Raw genomic sequence first — 20,643 nt, forward strand, 5'->3', positions numbered from 1 at the left:
CACAGTTGAGTGCGTGACTCGATTCCATGAGTGCGCAACTGTGCAATCCAGCACGTGAGGAAGCCGAGTCGAAGGACCTTTCGTGCCAAACCGCACAGTTTCCGGGAAATGGTCAGACCAGATTCATATGAAGCACGGAATATCTGGCCGTTCAGAAGATAACTGCGCTAAAAGGACAGCAATTCGGTGAGACTTCACCGAAAAAGCTGTCCTTTTAGTGCAGTTATCTCCGTTTAAGCCCCTGGACGGAACGGCTAGACCAGGTTCGCGTCGCGTTCCGCCCGCTTGGAGAGGACATAAGGGCGGACGGCGAACACGAGCATCAGTCCGCCGACGACGAGCAGGACGAGGATGCCGATACCACCCGTGTACGGCAGGTTCGCCAGGATCCAGGCCGGGTCAAGCACCATGACCTGCCTGCCGTCCTTAGACACGTAGGCGAGGTTCGTGCCCGACGTGGCATACGTCACCTTCGTCACCTGCGTGGCATCCTCATTCCACACGGGACGGATATCCACCCCGAAATCGGACACCTTGAAATAGCCCGACGGGGCCGTGGTCTCCTTGAAGGAGAGCCCACGAGCCTCCACACCCTGCAACGACAACGTGCCATCAGCTTTGGTGACCACCGTGGCACTGCCCGTCTCACCACCGACGGCCAGACGATACACCCCGGCAGAGCCCACGAACTTCAACGGCTGCCCGTCACGGGACACCTCGAACCCCGCGCCGCCAAGCCTCGTCGACAGGTCATCCTTATCCAGCTTCACCACATCCACCGTGAACGAATACACGTTCGCCGTCGCCGTCTTCTCCTCCGTAGCCGTCGGACCCGTGGAACGCGTCAACGTGACCGTATTCGCATTCGGCTTCAACCCGTCCACACCCGGCTTGGACAGCAACGCGCCATCCGCCAGCACCGCCGCATACCGGATACGCACCACACCATTAACCGGCACCACACCCGTATCATTCACCACAGGACTACTCCCGGCCACCGCGAACAGGGCCTTCAACCCCGACACCGTCAACCTGCCATCCTGCAACGTGACCGACGTGTCACCCGTACGCTCCGCATCACCCACGAACACCCGCACCGAAGCCAAGGTGCCCGTCACATCCAAGCCCGAGGGAAGCACATCAGCCACCTCGAACACGTAATCACCAAACGACACCGAGCCATCCAGCTTCGTCAAATCAGGCACCCGAAGCGCAATCTCATACTCCACCTCGGAGCCCACATCAAACCCATCCATACCCGCATCATTGACAATCCGCTTGTACACATCCGCGAAATCAGACTTCAACGCCGCCTGACCCAAACGTGGCTTGCCCTTCACGCCCGCGTCAGCGAAATCCACCATCCCATCCTCGACCACATCCTCCAACGCCTCGTTGAACACCTTCGTGCCCACAATAATCGGCAGAGACGTGCCACTGGAATCCACAATCAGATACAAACCAGGACCAGACACCGGCAAGGTCACCGGACTATCAACAGGAGCGTCCAAGCCATTCAACTGACCGGCGACCTCACCTAAAGCATCACCATCCGCTTTGACGGCATCCCGCAACGCCTGAGCAAACAATTGAAGTCTGCCCGCATACGGACTGAACACCGAAGTCACATCCTCACTCGACGGGTCAGTCGGATAACCAAGCCACTTCGCCGCCACCCAACCAACCGGATTATCCTCGTCCACACCACTGCTACCAGCCGCAACAGCAGCATCCTTCAACACAGTCTTCAACCCGTCGGGAGTGGTAGGCGTATTCAACATCACGCTCTTCAAAGCACCAGCCTGGTCGAACACCTCATCGTCGTAGTCACCGATTTTGTACGTCGTCAACGTGCCTGAAGTCTGGCCCGTCAGTGAAATACCATAAGGAATCGGCATGCGGACATTCCAGCCGCGGATCGTTCCTTGCACAGGGACTGTGGCCCGATTCGTCAAACCAGAAACAGCACTGCCATCTTCTTGGCCCCAAACATACAAAACATAATCCTTCTCAGAATCGGTCATTTTGTCCATCGGCAAGACCATATTTCCTGCGGTTCCATAAGTCGCATCAAGATTCGTGCGTCCGGAACCCAAGATTTTCTTGGTATCAGGATCAACAACCTTCCAACCAAAACCTGACTGCTGTGTCAATTCGGATGTTCCACTTATTACAAGTTCTTTTCCCTCTCCGGAATCAACAACCCCGGCGTCCCAAGACAGCATTTTCGCGTTCGGGTCCACGAAGGTCAACCTCAACGAATCCGTGGCACTCAGCTGCTGCGACTGTGAGCCAGCATGCGAAGAAAGCAGCAACCGCTGAACACTCAACCTTAGAGCAGGACGAAAACCACGAGTTAAATCCGCGTACCACCAGCCTGGTACGCCTTTCTGGGTTACTCCTACAACTATTTCGTTCCAATCCCAATTCGGGGTTCGTACCCACCACGAATCAGAATCGTTAGCACAGTTGCCTGTGTTGTTGTTTTCTAGGAATGTTCTACATACGAGGTTAGGGTTGGCAAGGTTTTTCCATGTTCCTAAATAATGCACCAAATCGCCTGCCGACAAGGGGAACACTGGGTAAGGGTTATCAGACAAGGTCTGTTCCGTGTTGGACTTAGAATTACAACCCGTAGCGACCGTCTTAGTGCAAACTCCACCAATTTTTCCATTATCGAAGCCTTGACCAAACAACGTCCGTTCGAACGACGAATAATTCATGTATGCAACATCGTTGGTAGAGTTCTTATCATTTGCGACTTTCGCCAGGGTCGATTGGAACCCGTTAACCGAACTGTCGAAAGAATTTATCCGCAATCCGCTGTTAAACGCGACTTTAGAAGTTACCGAATCCTCCGCCCACAGAAGGGCCTCAAAACGACCAATCGACGTGCTATCAGACCCGGTATAGGCATAACCCATATAATTTCCCAGAACACCTGTAATTCCTGTTGTCCCGCCAAAACCTAATGTTTTATAGCCGCCTGATACTTGGTTGGAATTATATGTTCCTTGGTTTCCTTGTTTTCCAAACAAGATTCTTCGCGTCTTCGCCCATCCCGTAAACATCGCCTGATTGGTTTGCGTTTCGCCGTCCATTATCGGCAGCGCTCCATCTCTCAACTCGCTGAAATAGCCATCCGCCCCGTAAACTGGCGTGTCAGCTGCAACAGCCCGTTCAACCGGCATTACTACCAACAACACACCAACCGCAAGAACGACACCAAAGAGAAACAACGCAACAAACGTACGCAACCGACCCATGAGAGCACCACCCACCGAAGCAAAAACAGCCACCCCCCCCCCGCGACCGGCATCAAGCCAGCAGATTGCCTGAAAACCACGAAGAGAACATGCTACGAAACATGATGTCGTTAATAATACATCACGTATATATTGTTCACTTCAGGCAGACTGATTCTTGCACGCAACAGGAGTACTGCTGTCTCACCAATCAACGGAAACCCTAGTCCTCCAACTGTTCGCCCTTGCGTTCAGGGAGCATCAGAGCGCTCAGGCATGCGAGCGCGAAGGCCACGCAGAACACGACGAAGGTCACGGTTTTCTCTCCATTGCCAAGCGTGAGGAACAGCGGGACCAGCAACGGGGCGGCAATGGCGGCCAGCCGTCCTACCGAAGCCGCGGCCCCTGCAGCGGCGGCACGCAGCCGTGTCGGGTATATTTCGGGCGTGATGGCATACAGCACACCCCAAGCGCCCAGATTTGCGGCCGAGAGCAGCATACCGAATCCGAGTACCTGCGGCACCGAGTTCGCCTGAGAGAACAGTAGGGCGGCGATGGCGGAAACCGCCAGGAAGGTGCACAGGGTGCGTCGTCTGCCCCATACTTCGACAAGCCATGCCGCCAGGAAGTATCCCGGCAACTGTGCAAGGGCGATGACCAACGAGTATGCGAAGGAACTGGTCAGTGAACCGAATTGCTCGGTCAGCAGCGATGGCATCCAGGTGAAGGCACCGTAATAGGCGAAATTCACGAAGAACCAGGTCATCCAGATAGCGGCTGTTCTTCCTCGGAACCGTCTGTCGAACAGTGCTCTTGTGGGAATCCGCTGCAGCGGTGCCTGCCTTGGGGATGCGACCGGTGCCACGCCTCCGGCACTCTCAAAATACCGGACCGCAGCTTCGGCACGGTCATCCAGACCTTTCGACTCCAGATACCGCACCGATTCTGGGATGTGGATTCTTGCGACAATCGCGTACAGCAATGGGGCGGCTCCGATAAGCAAGGCCCAGCGCCACCCCCAGTCCCCCGTGTTGGGAATGACGTAATACCCTATCGCCGCTGCGACAATCCAGCCGATGGCCCAGAAGGATTCGAGCAGCACCGTCATTCTTCCTCGGTGTGCCGCCGGGGAGAACTCGCTAATCAGCGTCGAAGCCACCGGCAGTTCGGCACCCAGACCCAAACCTATGACGAACCTCGCCACCAGTAGCGCCAGCAGGGTCATGGACAGAGCCATGCCCGCGCTCGCTATGCCGAAAATCACCAGAGTTGCCGTGAATACCGTTTTGCGCCCTATGCGGTCGGCGAGGAAACCTCCCAGAGCGGCACCAATCGCCATGCCGACGAATCCGATGGACAGCACCCAGGAACGTTCGCTGAGGGTGAGCTGAAAGTGCGGGTCGGCGGCTATAGCGGCCACCACGAATGAGACCAGTCCGACATCCATCGCATCGAATGCCCAGCCTATGCCCGAGGCGACGAGCAGCTTCTTATGGGCACGGTTGATTGGCAGACGGTCCAGACGCTGATTTCTGCTCAGCGTCTGAGGTCCAGAGGTCATATGCTTCGCCGCAGACTCTTGCGCATCAGGCGATGAAGGGGAATTTGCACCATACTCCGTAGACTGCTGCATGCGGAATCCTTCTCATAAGGGATTGCGGACCAGTTCTCTGGAACGCACCAGATGATTCAGACAATAATGCACAATCCGCAGCACCCACAAGTGATAACTGCGCTAAAAGGACAGCTTTTCTCCTGAATTATCCAGATTTGCTGTCCTTTTAGTGCAGTTATCTATTTTCTACCTGTTTTCCCCCTCGTCGAGGACCGTATCGACCTGCGGAAGGAATGGGGCCAGTGACGGCAAGTCCGCAAGACTCTCCAGACCCATGTGATCAAGGAACTCGGAGGTCGTCACCAGCAATCCGGCTCTCGTATCCGCCTCGACGCCATCCTCCCGCACCAGCCCGCGAATGGATAGGGAACGTATCACACCATCTGAATTCACCCCGCGTATTGCCGCGACCTGCGCTCTGGTAATCGGCTGTTTGTAAGCCACAATCGACAAGGCCTCCAAGGCAGCCTGAGACAACTTGGCGCTCTGCCCATCGGTGACGAATGCCGACACGACGTTCTCAAACTCGGCACGGCTGCAATACTGCCATCCTCGTGCGGTATGCCGGAGTTCAAAGCCGCGCATACGCTGCGAATCGTTTCCCTGATAATCGTCCTGCAGCCCATCTAGGGCTTTCTCGACCTGCTGCTGACTGATTGACAGCACCCGCGCAAGATCGCCGCTGTGTTGGGGCTGTTCCGCGGCCATCAGCATGGCTTCCAAGCAGGCAGGAAGACCTCCGGGAAAATCGTCGACATCGAAGTCCACGTATTCCGGTCTGGTATCGACAGGATGGGAGCTCACATCTTGCCGCGGTGATTCACTCGTCGCGGATTCACTATCCCTTGATTCACTATCCACTGATTCACTGTCCACTGACTGACCGGTAACTGATTCACTGCCCACTTGCTCTGGCTCGTGCTCTCCGCCGGCTTCCTCGTAATCGTGCATCACCCCTCCTCTCACCTACCTGTTCATATGCATGCTTGTTCGGATACCTACTCATATCGCCGTCTTGATTGTTCCATGGCCGGCCATGCCATCGGCGGCCTAGGCGAAATCCTTGGCGCTCATAGTGACCTCCTGAGTATCTTCAGCATCGGCATCCCACCTCAGATACAGCTCTTCGAACGGTCCCGACTGTTTCACATGCACCGCCCCCTGCTTGAAGAATGCCAGAATCGCCAGGAACCTTGCCACCATCTCCATAGGCGACTGCACATCGGCGACAAGAGCCTTGAACGTCACCACCGCCCCCTTGTTCGCAGTCAGCCGTTCCCTGACCAGAGCGGCCTGCTGTCGCAAATCAACAATCGGCACGTGCAGCTGCGCAACCGAAACCTCGGTCATCGGCGCATTGGCCAGAACCTGAGCTGCGATTCTGGCGAGCGCCTCGCCGTCCACCTCCCACTGCAATTCAGGCAAACGGTCAGCGAAGGATGTGTCGTTTTCCGGCGTATGCGGGTATCTGCCAGAGTTGGCCAGCAGTCGGGCGCGGAAATCGTCACCGGCACGTTTGAAGGCCTTGTACTGCAGTAGGCGAGCAAAAATCAAATCCCGCTCGCGCAAGGCCTCCATACTTTGCTCGCTCTGTTCCCCATCTTCCCCTCCGGGAAGCAGAGCCGCGCTCTTCGCTTCAATCAGCACTGCGGCGACATCCAAAAAAGCACTCGCCTCATCCAAACCGTCCTCGAAATCCAATCGCCGTACGTACGCGATGAACTCTTCGGTGATGGCCGAGAGCGATACCTCGGTGAGTTCCAGACGCTTGTTGGCGAGCAAACCGAGCAGGACATCGAAAGGCCCCTGGTACACGTCCAGGGTGACCGAGAACCCAGGGTTCGGCGATGTTGATTCATCAACGGCAGCTTCACCTTGAAAATCCGCATGTCGTGTGTTCGTCACCTGCGCCTGAGATGCCCGAGACATCCGAGGCATCTGTATGCCGGAACCCATTGCCTCTTGGGAAAGGTCGCCATCCATGTCCATCGAAAGCGCTCAGGCGACTATGCCGCGTGAAATGAGTTCCCTGGCGACCTCTCGATACTCTTTTGAGGTTTTGTGGGCAGGAGCGTACATGCTGATGGGAGCACCCGAAACCGTCGCATCCGGCAGTTTTATCGAGCGTGTGATGACGGTATGGAATACCTTGCCTTTGAAGGCCTCGAAGATGCGCTGCAGAACCTCCTCGGAATGCAGGGTGCGGGTATACATCGTCACCAGCACACCGTATACCTCCAAGGAAGGATTGATGCGGTTACGAACCTTTTCTATCGACTGCATCAGCAGAGCGACTCCGCGAAGGGCAAAAAACTCGGCGGCAACCGGTATGACCACACCGTCGGCCGCTGTCAGTGCATTCACCGTCAGCAGTCCCAGAGACGGCTGGCAATCGATGATAATCAGATCGTATTCGTCTCTGAGTGGTCGAAGTGTACCGGCGAGAACCTGTTCCCTGCCGACTTCGGTGACCAGCTGAACTTCGGCGGCGGAAAGGTCGATATTCGCCGGAATGATGTCCAGATTGGGGAATCGAGTATGCACCACGACTTCGTGCACATCCATCGAAGGATTGAACAACGCGGTGTAAATCGTATTGTCAACGCTGTTGGCGTTGATTCCCAGACCAACCGTGGCGGCGCCCTGGGGGTCGAAATCCACAATCAGCACACGGCGACCGTACAGGCTTAACGCCCCGGCGATATTGATGGAGCTGGTCGTTTTGCCAACTCCCCCCTTCTGGTTGCACATGGCGACCACGCGGGCAGGTCCGTGCTGGTTCAGTGGTTCAGGGGCGGCGAAGGTGTCATACTCTCGCCCAAGCAAATCCGTAGGCATACCACCACACTACCAACATCCTTCACCAGCTTGGCCCAAAGAGAGGACGTAATCCATCATCCATCGGACATCACTCTTCTCAAAATATGCAAAGTGCGGCAAGACACGCCGACACCGGTCCTCCATACATGGTCTTTTGGGCACTGTGGTCGATGCATGCATAAGGCCAGGTCGTCAACCACCATGCTTCCTCACGAGGCATATGCGTATCAACGCGCCCGCGGATGCGCCAGAGTATACGCCTCAATAAGATTGTCGGGGCTCACATGCGTGTAAATCTGCGTGGTCGTCACTGATGCGTGCCCGAGCAGCTCCTGCACCGTACGCACATCCGCGCCACCCTGAATCAGATGCGTGGCGAAAGAATGTCTGAGCGTATGGGGATGCAGCGGCCGTGTGATGCCTGCCCGTTCGCCCGCATGTTGCACAATCTCCCATACCGATTGGCGAGACAGACGCCTCCCGCGTTTATTCAGCATCACCGCCGAGAGTTCTTCGGTCTTCTTCGCCCGTCGCTGCAACGCCGGTCTGCCGATGTTGAGATATTGTTCCATCGCGTGCAACGCATAGGAGCCAAACGGCACCAGACGCTGTTTGGAACCCTTGCCGGTTAGTTTCACCACACATGATTCCAAATCAAGATCGGCGAGGTCCATGCCGACCGCTTCGGACACCCGCGATCCCGTGGCATACATGAACTCCAACAGCGCCTTGTCTCTGAGCGCCACCGGATCGTCTGAATCGCCGCACGCAGCAGCATCCAGCAATGCGCCGACCTCGTCCACTGTCAGAACGTCCGGGAGCTGCTGACCGGACTTCGGCGCTTTGACCGTGTCGGAGATGTCAACGGATACCAGGTGTTGACGCAGCGCGAAGCGGTGGAACTCATGAATCGAGGCGAGACGACGCGCTCTGCTCCTGCTGCTTTCGGATGCCAGCGTGGTGATGAATGATTCCACATCGTTACGACTGACTTCGTCTACGGTGTTGACCCCTCGCGTATGAAGAAAATCCGTGTATTTGCGCAAATCCGAGGAGTAGGCGCTCACGGTCGCCTTTGACAGGCCTCGTTCCACACCGACGTAGGCCAGGAACTGCTCGAGCAGTTCCTCGTAAGGCTTGGTTTCACCCACGATTCCACCCTTCCGGGACCTGTTGGCGTCTTCAAGGATGCAGATTTCGGCATCCATTTCGTTTGTGTAGGGATTATGGTCCATACCATCCCTATTCGTACTTCAACAATGGCGGAATCATGGGCATCACTGACGCTAACTCATCCGGTCTATCCGGTAATCCCTACACAAAACGGGGTTGGAATCATCCTGCCCCTACATATGACACGACCCCGCACTTGGCGGGGTCGTGTCATATCAGCTCAATGATGCTGCTGCAACCAGCAGTGTCATCAGGCGGCAACCGGAGCGTTGACGTCCTCAGGCAGTGCCTTCTTGGCCTCGGCGACGATTGCGCTGAAGGTCTCGGGGTCGCTGACAGCCAGTTCGGCCAGTGCACGACGGTCGAGATCGATGTCGGCAAGGCGCAGACCCTGGATGAAGCGGTTGTACGTCATTCCCTCGGCGCGGACCGCGGCGTTGATGCGCTGGATCCACAGCTTGCGGAAATCACCCTTGCGTGCCTTGCGGTCACGGAAGTTGTAGTTGAATGAGTGGAGCAGCTGCTCCTTGGCCTTGCGGTACAGGCGTGAACGCTGCCCACGGTAGCCGGAAGCCCTCTCGAGTACGGTGCGACGCTTCTTGTGAGCGTTCACTGCGCGCTTTACACGTGCCATTATTGTTCCTCAGCTTTCTTGGATTTTTGGCTTTGGGCCGGCTCAGTGGTTGAGCAGCTTCTTCATCTTCTTGGACTGGCTTGGTGCGAGCACCTGATCTGCAGCCAGCGCACGACGCTTGCGTGCGGACTTATGCTCAAGGTTATGGCGCATTGCGCTGCCCACCTGCATCAGCTTGCCCGTGCCGGTGACACGGACGCGCTTGGACGCGGCGGAATTACTTTTCATCTTCGGCATTGCTGCCCTCCTTGGTTGTTGTCTTGTTCACAGAAGTCTTAGCGGAGGCAACTGATTGCATCCCCTTGGCTGCGGCGGAAGTCTCTGGCTTCGCCGAAGCGGTGGAGGTCGGCGCATTATGGATTCTTTCCCCCAATGCTGCCGCACTCTGAGGCTTGGCCTCCTGTTTTGCCGCCAAACGTGCCGCCTGACGTGCCTGACGCTCTGCCCTTGCCTGATCGCCGCGACGGCGCTGCTCGGACTGCGTGTGTACCTTCTTGCCCTTGGGCGCGAGGGTCATGATGATGTTTCGACCCTCTTGCTTTGGTGACGATTCAATGCTGCCGAGATCCGAAATCTCGTCCGCAAGACGACGCAACAGTTCCACGCCGCCGATCGGGCGCGACTGCTCACGACCACGAAGCATGATGGTGACCTTGACTTTGTCCCCACCCTGAAGGAAGCGGCTGACGTGCCCCTTCTTCACTTCGAAATCATGGCTGTCGATCTTCAGACGGAAACGGATTTCCTTGACCTCAGCAGTGCTTTGATTACGACGGGCTTCACGAGCCTTGATCTTTTCGGTGTACTTGAATTTGCCGTAGTCAATGAGCTTGGTCACCGGTGGTTTGGCGTTCGGCGCCACCTCGACCAAATCGAGATTCGCCTCCCGTGCCAGATTGAGCGCGACCGAGGTTGCGATAACCCCCACCTGCTCGCCATTCGGTCCGATCAGGCGTACTTGGGGTACTCGAATCTCGTCGTTGATCCGTGGTTCGTCGCTAATGATGACTCCTTCGCTTACTGCTGTTCGTGGAGCCTCTACCTGAATCCCTGCATATTGTTCGCATTCAACGCATAGCCGACCGCACACCAGAACGGGCGTCACTCAGACGTCGCACGATTGGTCATCGCAGTCTTGACAACGACGGTTTCACACGTCGTAATAGGCTAATGCCTTGAACCCGAAACCTTGCAAGGCTTCCAGGTGGGAAGTTCCGCTTTCTTGATTGCTCAAGCCTTGTAGATACTACCACATCCTCGGGAGTGTCGTGACCATGGCGGCCCTGCAGCCAGCCTCGGCTTTGACGCCCGCCTGTCCTTCAGTCCAGTTCGGAGAGGTATTCCCCGTAACCTTCCTTCGCCATCTCGCTTTTGGGAACGAAGCGCAGCGACGCCGAATTCATGCAGTAGCGCAGACCGCCACGATCTGCCGGACCGTCGTCGAAGACATGGCCCAGATGAATCTGGGTGTCTGCCGTACGAATCTCGACACGCGGACGCCCCGGAATCGTGCGGTCCTCATGCTCGGTCACCACATCGGGCGTAATCGTTTTGGAGAATGCGGGCCAACCGCATCCCGAATCGAATTTGTCCTTCGAGAGGAACAGGGGTTTTCCGCTGACCACGTCAACATAGATGCCCGGCTCGAAGGTGTTGTCGTAGGCGTTGCGGAAGGGCATTTCTGTGGCGGAGTGCTGGGTGACCTCGTACTGTTCGCGGCTCAGCTTCCAGATGCTCTCGATATACCGCTGCCGCCTGGCGACGTTATGCATCTTCGCAATGGAGATATGGCAATACCCTCCCGGATTCTTATCAAGATAATCCTGGTGGTACTGCTCCGCCGGGTAGAAGTTCCTCAGCGCCTCGACCTCCGCCACCGGCATTCTGTCTTCGCGATCAGCCAGTTCCTGCAGCGCCTGCCTGAACACCGGCTCCTGCTGCGCCTGCGTTCCCTCCGGCCAGTAGAATCCCGAGCGATACTGCCTGCCGACATCGTTGCCTTGTCGGTCGACGGCAAAGGGGTCGATGACATCAAGGACCAGCAAGGTCAGGGTGCGCAGACTGACCCTCGCCGGGTCGTACTCGACCTGCACGGCCTCGACGGCATCAGTGGTCCCGCTGCATACCTCTTCATAGCTGGGGCCGGGCGTTCTCGACTGCGCATAACCGACGGTGGTCGAGAGAACCCCATCGACACCTTGCAGATAGCGTTCCATACCCCAGAAGCATCCGCCTGCAACAACCGTCTGCTCGCTAGGAGTCTGCTCACCGCGGGAAGATTCATTCATCGAAACTGTATCCATGGCACCAGTATCCGGCGATGTGCGAGAACAACCAAGCTTCTCCACTCATGGCGCAACGGCTTCTCCCGGGAACACGGAAGAATCACTGCATCTTCATCAGGCCCGAAATGCCTTGGGTACGCAGCACTTCCTTGTACGGCCCGGACTGCTGGGCAATCAGCTCGTCAATGGCCCGCATGCCGAGCACTTCCACCGGGGCCTTGTCATCGGTGAGAACCAGGGAGGCATCACCGGCATTCCCTCTGTCCACGGTCACCAGGTGCGAGGCGACCTGACCCATGTACTCGGTCAGTTCGGCGTCACCGGTAAGCTCTTCGGTTCGTTGCTGCAGTGCCGAAGCCTGGGCCGAACGTTGCATCGTATTGTCTTCGATGACCTTATTCGAGGGGGTTCTTCTCTCGGCACTCGGCGCCTTGGCGAAAAGCTCGCGGTTCGTGGTGCCCCCGACATCCGCCATCACCACCGATTCGAAGTTGGTGCCGACATTGAATACACTGGAAATCGTGGCCTGCAAGGCCTGATTGATCGACCCCTCGCCATCGGAAATCATGTTCATGTTCACCACCATCACTCCCCCGGGATTCAAATGCTGACGAACCGCAGTGAAGAATTCAGTGGATGACATCTGGAAGGGGATGGTGATGTCCTGATAGGCATCGACCATAATCACATCGAATTTCTTCGAGGTGCCTTCCAACCACGCGCGGCCATCATAGGTGCTCACCGGAATGTCGGAAGGCTCGTCGAAATACCGACCCGCCAGATTCGTGATGGACTGATCTATCTCAACGCCTTGAATGCTCATATTGGGATAGTATTCGCGCAATTGCCGCGCGTAGGTGCCTGTGCCCATTCCCAGAATCAGGGCTGAATCCGCATGGTCCGCCAGCGCGGGAGCGGCGAGCGCGGTGTCATAGTACAGACCGGTCAGCCCGCCCTGTTTCATGGTCACCGACTGCACGCCGAAGAGCACGTTGGTCGACAGAATGGTCCGGTCCGCGAGGGTCTTGACCTGCAGATAGTTGTATATGGACTCGCCTTCGTAGGTGAGATTGCCCTCCCAGAATGCGAATCCCGTCAAAGGCGACAGTATGCCGGATATCACGAAGATAACGATGCTGACCGCACTGGCGATGCGCTTCACCTTCGCCGCCGCGAAGTAGATGATGGGCAGTGCGAGCAGAAGCCCGGAGAAAATCAGGAAGGTCACGAAGGTGCCGACCGCGGGGATGGTGACGAAGGTCGGCAGAAAGGTACCGAGAATCGAACCGACCGTATTGCAGGCCCCGAGCCTGCCGACGATGGTGGCGTTGTCCTTCAGGGAATCCGTGGTGAACTTCACCAGGCCTGGAGTGACCGTGCCCAAAAGAAACAGCGGTGGCACGAAGATAATCATGCAGCTGACAAAAGCCGCGACAATCAGGAAGTTCGTGGACACGGTGACGATCAGCAGTCCCGAGATGGCAATGATAAGGTACTTTCCCACCAAGGGAATCAGGGCTATCCACACAGCGGCGATCATGATGCGCAGATACAGTTTGTCGGGGTTGGGGTCCTTGTCGGCTTTCCTTCCTCCCCACATATTTCCCAGTGCGAGCGCAATCATGATGGTGCCGATGATGATGGTCCACACGATTTGAGAACTGGAGAAATATGGCGCGAGCAGACGCGAGGCGCCGAGTTCCGCAGCCATCACCGCCATCCCCGAGAAGAATTCGGTGATATATAGGAATACCTTGGAACGCAGTATCGGTCTGTCGGATGCTGTCTGCTGCATGCTGCCCCCATGATTGCGGTATGCTCTCTCTTTCACAAACGATACAGCTTCCGAGACGCTACGCCCTAAGATGGTGTTGCATATATATCGGCCGGTGGCATCCTGGATGCCCAGTGAACCGTCGGCACCGCAAAGAATGGGGTTGGATGGACACCGCACGACATGGCATCATCTTCGGAGCCGGGGAGTATTACGGCATCCGACCCGCCCCCGTGCCCGGAGCACTGGTTATCGCGGCAGATGGCGGTTATGACGCTGCGATGTCTTTCGGATTCACCCCTGACGTCGTCATCGGAGACTTTGACTCCCTGGAGGGTGAGGTTCCCGATAACGGGCACACCGTTCGGCTGCATCCTGAAAAAGACGACACCGATATGCTGTCGGCGTTCAAAATCGGATGGCAGCAAGGAGCCCGGGTATTCAATGTCTACGGAGGTCTCGGAGGCCGTCTCGACCACACGATCGGCAATATGCAACTGCTGGCGGATATCGCGCGCCACGGAGGCATCGCCTTCCTGCACGGTGCAGACGTCATCGTCACCGCCATCAGCGAGGGAACGCTCAGCTTCCCGGCGGGCAATGTCAAGGCACGCCGCATGATTTCGGTGTTCTCGCATACCGATGCTTCCTATGACGTGAGCGAAGTCGGACTGAAATACGAGCTTGACCATGTGCGGCTGCGCAACGACCATCCTCTGGGCATCAGCAACGAATTCAGAGCGAACACATCCGCTACGGTCTCAGTCGGCCGGGGAACCCTCATCATCACCTTCCCCGCGGAAGCCCCGCCCCCTGAGTGGACCGGCGACATCACGCCCACCCCGACCCTTGGCCCCATAGACGACCAGATTTCCTCGTTGCTGGCCCCTGATTTGAGATAACTGCACTAAAAGTGCAGAAAAAAAGAGATATTCGCCACGAAAAGCTGTCCTTTTAGTGCAGTTATCTCCAATATGGCCTTTACTGGAGGGTATGAATATGGATTCAGAGGGGCAGCAGAGCCCGGCGACCTTCGTGTGTTATCCCAAGTGCTCGACTTGCGCGAAAGCGCGGGCCTGGCTCCATGAGCACCACGTCGCCTTTGACGAGCGAGACATCAAGACCGACAATCCCACGCAGGCGGAATTGACCCTATGGCATAACCTCAGCGGGCTGCCGATTCGCAGGATGTTCAACACTTCCGGTCAGTCCTACCGGCGGCTCGACATGAAGAATCGACTGCCTTCCATGAGTGTCGAGGACGCAGTAGAGGTACTCTCCACCGACGGCATGCTGGTGAAGCGTCCGATACTGCTTCACGACCACAAGGTGCTGGTCGGATTCAACGAGGAGACATGGTCGCAGGCTTTGCTCTAAGTACAGGCGGCGCATTACAGTAATCAGTGTTATAAAAGTTGGCCGCGACGCCTTACGTTTCGTACGCAACGTATCGTACGCAGGCGTCAGAGCCTGATCCCTGAGGGAGATATACATGACAGTAAAGATTGGCATCAACGGCTTCGGTCGTATTGGTCGTCTCGCATTCCGTCGTATCTTCGAGCTGCAGCATCGTGGCGGCGAGGCCGGTGACATCGAGGTCGCAGCAATCAACGATCTGACCACGCCTTCGATGCTGGCATACCTGCTCAAGTACGACAGCACCCACGGCACCTTCAAGCATGACGACGGCACTCCGGTCGAGGTCACCTCAACCGATACCGCAATCGTCGTGGACGGCAAGGAATACACGGTGTACGCCGAGCGCGACGCCTCCAACATTCCTTGGGTCAAGAACGATGGCGTCGAGTTCGTGCTCGAGTGCACCGGTTTCTACACCTCCGCCGCCAAGTCCCAGGCACATCTGGACGCAGGCGCCAAGAAGGTCCTCATCTCCGCTCCTGCCAAGGACGATGTTCCTACCGTCGTCTACGGCGTGAACCACGAGATTCTGAAGTCCTCCGATTCCATCGTGTCCGCCGGTTCCTGCACCACCAATTCGCTGGCCGCCATGGTCAAGCTGCTTGATGACAAGTTCGGCGTCAAGGTCGGATTCATGACCACCATCCACGCATACACCGGCACTCAGATGATTCTGGACGGCCCTCGTGGCAGCAAGCCACGCGCCAACCGTGCAGCCGCCATCAACACCATCGAACACTCCACCGGTGCCGCCAAGGCCATCGGCAAGGTCGTTCCTTCCGTTGACGGCAAGTTGCAGGGCCACGCACAGCGCGTTGCCATCCCTGACGGCTCGGTCACCGAGCTGACCACCATCCTGGGCAAGAAGGTCACCGTTGACGAAATCAACGACACCTTCAAGGCCGCCTTCTCCGACACCGATTACTTCGGTTACAACGGCGACGGCATCGTGACCTCGGATATCGTCGGCGACACCCACGGTGGCGTCTTCGACCCGACCCAGACCGATGTGAACGACGCGGACGGCGAGCAGCTGGTACGCACCGTGTCCTTCTACGACAACGAGTACGGATTCACTTCAAACATGATCCGCACCCTGCTGTACTTCGCCGAAATCTCCGAGTGAAGTAACAACATCGCGTAAGCGTAAAGCCCGTCGGAGTGATTCGGCGGGCTTTTTCATAACCTGGAGCATGTGCGCGCTGTGCCCAATCGACTATCCGCACACCTTCGTAATCGACGCCGCCAAGCAGGGAGAATCAATCATGGCCAAGGCAAAGAAATCCCATCAGCACAAGGGCACCGGCTCAACACCCGCCACCGTCGCACTCGAACATGCCGGCATCCCCTTCCACCTGTATGAGTACGAGCATTCGGCCGACCACATGGATAACGGATACGGGCTGGAGGCGGTGGAGAAGCTCGGCAAGGATGCCCAGCAAATCTTCAAAACCCTGATGGCCGATGCTGGAACGCAACGCGTGATAGGCATCGTTCCCGTCACCGGTCATCTCGACCTGAAAGCGCTGGCGACTGCGGTCGGCGTGAAGAAACTCACGATGGCCGACCCGAAAATCGCGCAACGAGAAAGCGGATACGTGCTCGGCGGCATTTCACCGTTGGGGCAACGCACGAAACATGTCACCGTCCTTGACGAGAGCGCTTTCGCATTCGAAGAGATTCTTGTCTCCGGTGGCAAACGCGGATTCGATATCGGCATCTCGCCACTCGACCTACTCGGCGCGCTGGATGCATCCCGTGCCTCTATTGCGACTTGGTGAGGCTCTGGGCACACGGCATCACCGCTCCTGATACGATGCGTGCAGCGTCCGAAGCTCCGCAGGAAGGGCGAAGGTCTTCGTCTCCTGCCCGGTGACCAGCGTCTCGACTGTATTGAAACCAAAGTCACGCAGGCTCTTCAGCATCTCGTCGACCAGCTTCTCAGGAGCCGAAGCCCCTGAGGACAGTCCCAAGGTGTCGATTCCATCGAACCACGAGGCTTGCAGCTCACTCGCCCCGTCGACACGACGTGCACGTCGGAATACCGGACCATCCTGCGCGGAGTCGAACACCGCTTGTGCGACCCGCACCATCTGCCGTGTATTCGATGAATGTTCGGAACCTATGACGATGACGCCATCCACCAGCCGCGCCAGCTCTCTTATGGCAACCTGCCTATCCTGCGTGGCATAGCAGATGTCCTCTGTCGGCGGCAGTTCCATCCACGGGTATCGCGCAGCGAGCAGAGTACGCAGGTCCTCGGTCTCATCCACGCTTAAAGTGGTCTGGCACAGGCACACCAGTTTGCTGTCCGTGGCGAAACGCAGGGATTGCACATCGCTCACGCCCTCCACCATATGCACATGCTCAGGAGCCTCGCCGATGACGCCGAGAGCCTCGTCGTGCCCTCTGTGCGCAATATAGATGATGTCATAGCCCGCTTTGACGTATCGCACCACTTCACGGTGAACTTTGCTCACCAGCGGGCAGGTGGCATCCACCACATGCAATCCCCTGGCCGCAGCCTCGTCACGAACCTCAGGAGAGACCCCATGAGCGGAGAACACCACGGGGATGTGCGCATCGACCGCTTCCTGGGGAATATCTGTCAGCTCGTCAACGAACACCACACCCTGCCGTTCGAAGCCCTCGATCACCGAACGGTTGTGTACGATATGCCGTCTGACATACAGGGGCGGCAGGCCCTTTGATAGGGGCTCGTGAGGTGCACGCGTCGCAGCGTCCAGCAGCACCTGTACGCAGCGAACCGCACGGTCCACGCCTGCACAGAATCCTCTGGGCTCGGCAAGCAGAATCCTTTTGGCCGGGACATCTTCGGGCGGTGCCTGCCACTCGTTCATGCGCATGGTGGTCTCACCACTTCCCGCGAGCGATCCTCGCATCCGGTCGTTCTTCTACGATGGATATCATCGTACCCATCGGATGGTGTGACTATTGCGGTCGCGTCGTCAACGCCACTACAGTAGTTAACGATAACATTCGCCGTCAACGCAGAGGGCACAACACATGACTTCGACTACCGACAACATCCGTCCTTCACTGGCATCATCGACACCCAGAACAGGTCAGCAATATTCCATACGATTCGGTGATTACGAGGCGGTCGTCACCGAGCTCGGTGCCACCCTGCGTCGATTCGATTATCGAGGAAAGCGAGTCATCGTGCCCTTCGAAGCAGATGATATGGCGCCCTGCTGCAACGGATACGTATTGGTACCCTTTCCCAATCGTCTCGAAGACGGCACCTATTCCTTCGATGGTCACACCTATGAGCTGCCTATCGACGAGCATGAACGCCGGACGGCCATTCACGGCTTCGGATACCGTCACATGTGGAAACTGGGCACCCTGACCGAATCGAGCGTGTCCCTGACATGGAGAGTCCCCAATGTCGTGGCATACCCGTTCGACGTCATCGTCAGTGTGAGTTACGAACTCGACGATACAGGACTAACGATGCGCACTGTCGCATACAACAACGGTTCGCAACGAGCTCCCTGGGCCTTCGGCATCCACCCGTGGCTGTCCAACGGCGGCAGTGGACGCACAATCGATGACATTGAAGCCGATAATGCCCGGTGCAGGCTCACGCTCCCCTGCGACACCCATGTGATCTCCAGCGCCGACAGGCTGCTGCCCACCGGCGTGGAAACCGTGAACGGCTCGATCTACGACCTGCGCGACAACCCGACGCTCGAAGGCCGACCCTTCGACGACGCATGGACCGACGCCCAACGGGACGAGAACGACAGCGTCACCGCGACGTTCACCCGTAGCGACGGTCTGAGGGTCTCCCTGACCGGCGATGACACCATCAACGCCTGGCAGGTATGCACCGCCACGGGTTTCCCGGAAGGACAGCACCCGGCGGGCGTGGCCATAGAACCCATGACGGCATATGCCAACGCCTTCCGGTCCGGTCTGAACCTGCTTACATTGGAACCGCACGCTCAGCACACCACCGTCATTCGGTACCACGTCGAACACTAGAACGACATACGCCTGCAGCTCAGCCGAGAGCCATCCGTTTTGTGTAGGGATTTTGGACATGTCCCGCTTAGATGCCGCTGGAAATGCTGGAATTTCAGTGGCGCATAGGACGGTCTCGACAATAATCCCTACACAAACGAGCATTACGGTCGCAACAGGCAAAAGTTGTGCACGTCCTGCAGATGTGAGATAATCCATCAGGTTTATTCGTACATATACAAAGGAGTCCATCATGGGCATGCGTGGACGTAAGCGCAAAGACCGTCGTAAGAAAGCCGCTAACCACGGAAAAAGGCCAAACGCCTGAGACTACGAGGTATTCGTCTATCTGACAGCCTCCTGATGGGCTGTATAGAACGGTGAGAACCCTGCTGCACGTCGACAACGACTCGTGCAGCAGGGTTCTCGGCTTTTCAGCATGATGTCGGCATCGTGAGGGCTAGTCACGCTCGGATATGACGTCATCCTTGTCGCGCAACTGAGGTTCCGAACAGGCATCGGCCATCACATGCCGAAGTCGCTGAACCAGACAATCCGGGGCCTGCTCGGGCCTCAGATATCTTCGAAGCATGGCAATCAAGGCTTTTTCTCGCTCATCACAGCATGTGTCGGGATCAAAACCCTCTGAGATTTCGATATGCGCGACCTCGACAGTCGCCCGGTCCTCGCCGTTCTGTGTCACGGAGATATGGCTGTATCGTTCGACGTGATCGCTCATGTCTAACCCTTTCTCCCGTCCATGGCTTCAACACTCGACGTGGTGGTCCCAGCCGACTGAGCCGAGGAGCCGCCGCTGATTGGCGAACTGTGGTCTCGTGTGACGAAGGTCTGCCCTGCGGCACCGCCGACGGCATCTTCGCTTTGCTGCTTTCCATTATGTACTGCACCGTCCACTGGCTTCGCGGATGGTGAAACACCCTCATTGCTCGCCGTTCGCGGTCTACCCGCCAAGGCCTTCTGCCCGTAGCCGCGTTCACGCGCATACGACGACAGTTCCTCCTTGAGCTGGGCGCGGGCACGATTCAAACGGCTCATCACCGTCCCGATTTTGATGCCCTGCTCATCCGCCACCTGCTGATAGCTTTTGCCGTCGATGGCGGCGTCGATGAACACTTGTCGGCGTTCGGGCGACAAGGTGTCCAGTGCGGCCATGATTTCCTCGGGGGCGAAGGCCTCCAGATACTCCTGTTCGGCAGATTTCAGCCCTTCCGAGGAGTGCCCCGATGCAGAATAGATGTCCCAGTCGTCGTACTCGCCAGTCGAATCATTCGCCCGCTGCGGTCGTCTTTTGGCCTTGTGATACTGGTTGAAGAAGGCGTTGCGCTGGATGGTCGTCATCCACGCCTCAAAATTACTCCCGGGTTCGAAACGGTCGAAGGCCTTGAATCCACGTTCAAAGGTGTCCTGAACCAGATCCTGGGCATCGTCCGGATCGTTGGTGAGTTTCATGGCCTGCCTGTACAGGGCGTTCACCGCGGGCATGGCAAGTTCCTCGAAGCGTCTGCGTCTCTCTTGAAGTTCATGCTGTTCTGCCACATCCCCCATTGTGCCATCACTCAGGCCCTGTCCATCAGGCGGAGTGTCCCTGAACCGTGCACCATCCAGCCGTATGCGGTCTGCAAGCAGATACCTAACATGCTGCGCGGCCCTTCGTGGCATGTCACCAT

21 protein-coding genes are annotated in these 20,643 nt (G+C 57.2%); 7 read left to right on the forward strand and 14 right to left on the reverse strand.

The genetic code is table 11. The features are described 5' to 3' along the window. Nucleotides 1-254: 254 nt before the first annotated feature. Nucleotides 255-1,898 carry an isopeptide-forming domain-containing fimbrial protein gene (locus tag DB51_RS06990; RefSeq protein WP_156958267.1) on the reverse strand — a complete coding sequence of 548 codons (1,644 nt, stop codon included), beginning with the start codon at nucleotides 1,896-1,898 and terminating at the stop codon, nucleotides 255-257. A gap of 1,116 nt (nucleotides 1,899-3,014) precedes the next feature. On the opposite strand from DB51_RS06990, the gene DB51_RS10220 reads away from it, so the two are divergent. Then, complete coding sequence (locus DB51_RS10220) at nucleotides 3,015-3,371, forward strand: hypothetical protein (protein WP_156958268.1); 357 nt, start codon at nucleotides 3,015-3,017, stop codon at nucleotides 3,369-3,371. 97 nt (nucleotides 3,372-3,468) lie between these two features. Here the strand turns inward: DB51_RS10220 and DB51_RS06995 are convergent, their stop codons facing one another. The 10 genes from DB51_RS06995 to DB51_RS07040 all read right to left on the reverse strand — a co-directional run bounded on the left by DB51_RS06995 (nucleotide 3,469) and on the right by DB51_RS07040 (nucleotide 13,567). After that, nucleotides 3,469-4,806 (reverse strand): MFS transporter, encoded by a 1,338-nt coding sequence (locus DB51_RS06995; protein WP_034254157.1) that lies wholly within the window; start codon nucleotides 4,804-4,806, stop codon nucleotides 3,469-3,471. 240 nt (nucleotides 4,807-5,046) lie between these two features. After that, nucleotides 5,047-5,574 (reverse strand): SMC-Scp complex subunit ScpB, encoded by a 528-nt coding sequence (gene scpB / locus DB51_RS07000; protein WP_238548358.1) that lies wholly within the window; start codon nucleotides 5,572-5,574, stop codon nucleotides 5,047-5,049. A 336-nt stretch (nucleotides 5,575-5,910) separates the two neighbouring features. Continuing rightward, nucleotides 5,911-6,789, reverse strand: a complete 879-nt coding sequence (locus tag DB51_RS07005; protein WP_034254162.1) for a segregation and condensation protein A — start codon at nucleotides 6,787-6,789, stop codon at nucleotides 5,911-5,913. Between the two features lie 69 nt (nucleotides 6,790-6,858). After that, complete coding sequence (locus DB51_RS07010) at nucleotides 6,859-7,698, reverse strand: ParA family protein (RefSeq protein WP_034252819.1); 840 nt, start codon at nucleotides 7,696-7,698, stop codon at nucleotides 6,859-6,861. Between the two features lie 209 nt (nucleotides 7,699-7,907). Further along, nucleotides 7,908-8,888 (reverse strand): site-specific tyrosine recombinase XerD, encoded by a 981-nt coding sequence (gene xerD / locus DB51_RS07015; protein WP_084674620.1) that lies wholly within the window; start codon nucleotides 8,886-8,888, stop codon nucleotides 7,908-7,910. 215 nt (nucleotides 8,889-9,103) lie between these two features. After that, entirely contained in the window at nucleotides 9,104-9,487 is a 384-nt protein-coding gene (gene rplT / locus DB51_RS07020) for a 50S ribosomal protein L20 (protein WP_034252822.1), read from the reverse strand. A 42-nt stretch (nucleotides 9,488-9,529) separates the two neighbouring features. Beyond that, nucleotides 9,530-9,724 carry a 50S ribosomal protein L35 gene (gene rpmI, locus DB51_RS07025; protein WP_033497784.1) on the reverse strand — a complete coding sequence of 65 codons (195 nt, stop codon included), beginning with the start codon at nucleotides 9,722-9,724 and terminating at the stop codon, nucleotides 9,530-9,532. After that, nucleotides 9,705-10,535 carry a translation initiation factor IF-3 gene (infC, locus tag DB51_RS07030; protein ID WP_051867495.1) on the reverse strand — a complete coding sequence of 277 codons (831 nt, stop codon included), beginning with the start codon at nucleotides 10,533-10,535 and terminating at the stop codon, nucleotides 9,705-9,707. The genes rpmI and infC overlap by 20 nt, the downstream gene beginning before the upstream one ends. Nucleotides 10,536-10,806: 271 nt before the next feature. Continuing rightward, nucleotides 10,807-11,775, reverse strand: a complete 969-nt coding sequence (msrB, locus tag DB51_RS07035; protein WP_034252828.1) for a peptide-methionine (R)-S-oxide reductase MsrB — start codon at nucleotides 11,773-11,775, stop codon at nucleotides 10,807-10,809. Between the two features lie 97 nt (nucleotides 11,776-11,872). Then, the gene (locus DB51_RS07040; RefSeq protein WP_034252832.1) at nucleotides 11,873-13,567 is read right to left on the reverse strand and encodes a spermidine synthase; all 1,695 of its coding nucleotides are present in this window, start codon (nucleotides 13,565-13,567) and stop codon (nucleotides 11,873-11,875) included. A 146-nt stretch (nucleotides 13,568-13,713) separates the two neighbouring features. Between DB51_RS07040 and DB51_RS07045 the strand changes: the two genes are divergently transcribed. The 4 genes from DB51_RS07045 to ybaK all read left to right on the forward strand — a co-directional run bounded on the left by DB51_RS07045 (nucleotide 13,714) and on the right by ybaK (nucleotide 16,746). Next, entirely contained in the window at nucleotides 13,714-14,448 is a 735-nt protein-coding gene (locus DB51_RS07045) for a thiamine diphosphokinase (RefSeq protein WP_034252834.1), read from the forward strand. Nucleotides 14,449-14,539: 91 nt separating this feature from the next. Further along, nucleotides 14,540-14,923, forward strand: a complete 384-nt coding sequence (locus DB51_RS07050; protein ID WP_238548327.1) for an arsenate reductase family protein — start codon at nucleotides 14,540-14,542, stop codon at nucleotides 14,921-14,923. Between the two features lie 115 nt (nucleotides 14,924-15,038). Further along, nucleotides 15,039-16,091, forward strand: a complete 1,053-nt coding sequence (gap, locus tag DB51_RS07055) for a type I glyceraldehyde-3-phosphate dehydrogenase (protein WP_034252842.1) — start codon at nucleotides 15,039-15,041, stop codon at nucleotides 16,089-16,091. 139 nt (nucleotides 16,092-16,230) lie between these two features. Continuing rightward, nucleotides 16,231-16,746: a Cys-tRNA(Pro) deacylase gene (gene ybaK / locus DB51_RS07060; RefSeq protein WP_034254166.1), complete on the forward strand. Its 516-nt coding sequence runs from the start codon at nucleotides 16,231-16,233 to the stop codon at nucleotides 16,744-16,746. A gap of 18 nt (nucleotides 16,747-16,764) precedes the next feature. On the opposite strand, the gene ispH is transcribed toward ybaK, so the two are convergent. Then, nucleotides 16,765-17,826: a 4-hydroxy-3-methylbut-2-enyl diphosphate reductase gene (ispH, locus tag DB51_RS07065; RefSeq protein ID WP_051867497.1), complete on the reverse strand. Its 1,062-nt coding sequence runs from the start codon at nucleotides 17,824-17,826 to the stop codon at nucleotides 16,765-16,767. A gap of 166 nt (nucleotides 17,827-17,992) precedes the next feature. Here ispH and DB51_RS07070 point away from each other — a divergent pair, with 166 nt between their 5' ends. Both DB51_RS07070 and DB51_RS10630 read left to right on the forward strand, forming a co-directional pair. Continuing rightward, nucleotides 17,993-18,976: an aldose 1-epimerase family protein gene (locus DB51_RS07070; protein WP_051867357.1), complete on the forward strand. Its 984-nt coding sequence runs from the start codon at nucleotides 17,993-17,995 to the stop codon at nucleotides 18,974-18,976. 232 nt (nucleotides 18,977-19,208) lie between these two features. After that, on the forward strand, nucleotides 19,209-19,283 hold the full coding sequence (locus DB51_RS10630; RefSeq protein WP_003817083.1) for a 50S ribosomal protein bL37: 75 nt from the start codon (nucleotides 19,209-19,211) through the stop codon (nucleotides 19,281-19,283). 132 nt (nucleotides 19,284-19,415) lie between these two features. On the opposite strand, the gene DB51_RS07075 is transcribed toward DB51_RS10630, so the two are convergent. After that, the gene (locus tag DB51_RS07075; RefSeq protein WP_238548328.1) at nucleotides 19,416-19,694 is read right to left on the reverse strand and encodes a hypothetical protein; all 279 of its coding nucleotides are present in this window, start codon (nucleotides 19,692-19,694) and stop codon (nucleotides 19,416-19,418) included. Nucleotides 19,695-19,696: 2 nt separating this feature from the next. Continuing rightward, on the reverse strand, nucleotides 19,697-20,521 hold the full coding sequence (locus DB51_RS07080) for a sigma-70 family RNA polymerase sigma factor (protein ID WP_084674724.1): 825 nt from the start codon (nucleotides 20,519-20,521) through the stop codon (nucleotides 19,697-19,699). Between the last annotated feature and the right edge of the window lie 122 nt (nucleotides 20,522-20,643).

The organism is Bifidobacterium crudilactis, assembly GCF_000738005.1.
Taxonomy (GTDB): Bacteria; Actinomycetota; Actinomycetes; order Actinomycetales; family Bifidobacteriaceae; genus Bombiscardovia; species Bombiscardovia crudilactis.

Bases quoted from the DNA above. Each gene is read 5' to 3' on its own strand.
- DB51_RS06990 (WP_156958267.1), bottom strand. From the start codon at position 1,898: ATGCCGATTCCTTATGGTATTTCACTGACGGGCCAGACTTCAGGCACG.
- DB51_RS06995 (WP_034254157.1), bottom strand. From the start codon at position 4,806: ATGACCTCTGGACCTCAGACGCTGAGCAGAAATCAGCGTCTGGACCGT.
- scpB (WP_238548358.1), bottom strand. From the start codon at position 5,574: ATGCTGATGGCCGCGGAACAGCCCCAACACAGCGGCGATCTTGCGCGG.
- DB51_RS07005 (WP_034254162.1), bottom strand. From the start codon at position 6,789: ATGTCTCGGGCATCTCAGGCGCAGGTGACGAACACACGACATGCGGAT.
- DB51_RS07010 (WP_034252819.1), bottom strand. From the start codon at position 7,698: ATGCCTACGGATTTGCTTGGGCGAGAGTATGACACCTTCGCCGCCCCT.
- xerD (WP_084674620.1), bottom strand. From the start codon at position 8,888: ATGGATGCCGAAATCTGCATCCTTGAAGACGCCAACAGGTCCCGGAAG.
- rplT (WP_034252822.1), bottom strand. From the start codon at position 9,487: ATGGCACGTGTAAAGCGCGCAGTGAACGCTCACAAGAAGCGTCGCACC.
- rpmI (WP_033497784.1), bottom strand. From the start codon at position 9,724: ATGCCGAAGATGAAAAGTAATTCCGCCGCGTCCAAGCGCGTCCGTGTC.
- msrB (WP_034252828.1), bottom strand. From the start codon at position 11,775: ATGAATGAATCTTCCCGCGGTGAGCAGACTCCTAGCGAGCAGACGGTT.
- DB51_RS07040 (WP_034252832.1), bottom strand. From the start codon at position 13,567: ATGCAGCAGACAGCATCCGACAGACCGATACTGCGTTCCAAGGTATTC.
- DB51_RS07045 (WP_034252834.1), top strand. From the start codon at position 13,714: ATGGACACCGCACGACATGGCATCATCTTCGGAGCCGGGGAGTATTAC.
- DB51_RS07050 (WP_238548327.1), top strand. From the start codon at position 14,540: ATGAATATGGATTCAGAGGGGCAGCAGAGCCCGGCGACCTTCGTGTGT.
- gap (WP_034252842.1), top strand. From the start codon at position 15,039: ATGACAGTAAAGATTGGCATCAACGGCTTCGGTCGTATTGGTCGTCTC.
- ybaK (WP_034254166.1), top strand. From the start codon at position 16,231: ATGGCCAAGGCAAAGAAATCCCATCAGCACAAGGGCACCGGCTCAACA.
- ispH (WP_051867497.1), bottom strand. From the start codon at position 17,826: ATGAACGAGTGGCAGGCACCGCCCGAAGATGTCCCGGCCAAAAGGATT.
- DB51_RS07070 (WP_051867357.1), top strand. From the start codon at position 17,993: ATGACTTCGACTACCGACAACATCCGTCCTTCACTGGCATCATCGACA.
- DB51_RS07075 (WP_238548328.1), bottom strand. From the start codon at position 19,694: ATGAGCGATCACGTCGAACGATACAGCCATATCTCCGTGACACAGAAC.
- DB51_RS07080 (WP_084674724.1), bottom strand. From the start codon at position 20,521: ATGGGGGATGTGGCAGAACAGCATGAACTTCAAGAGAGACGCAGACGC.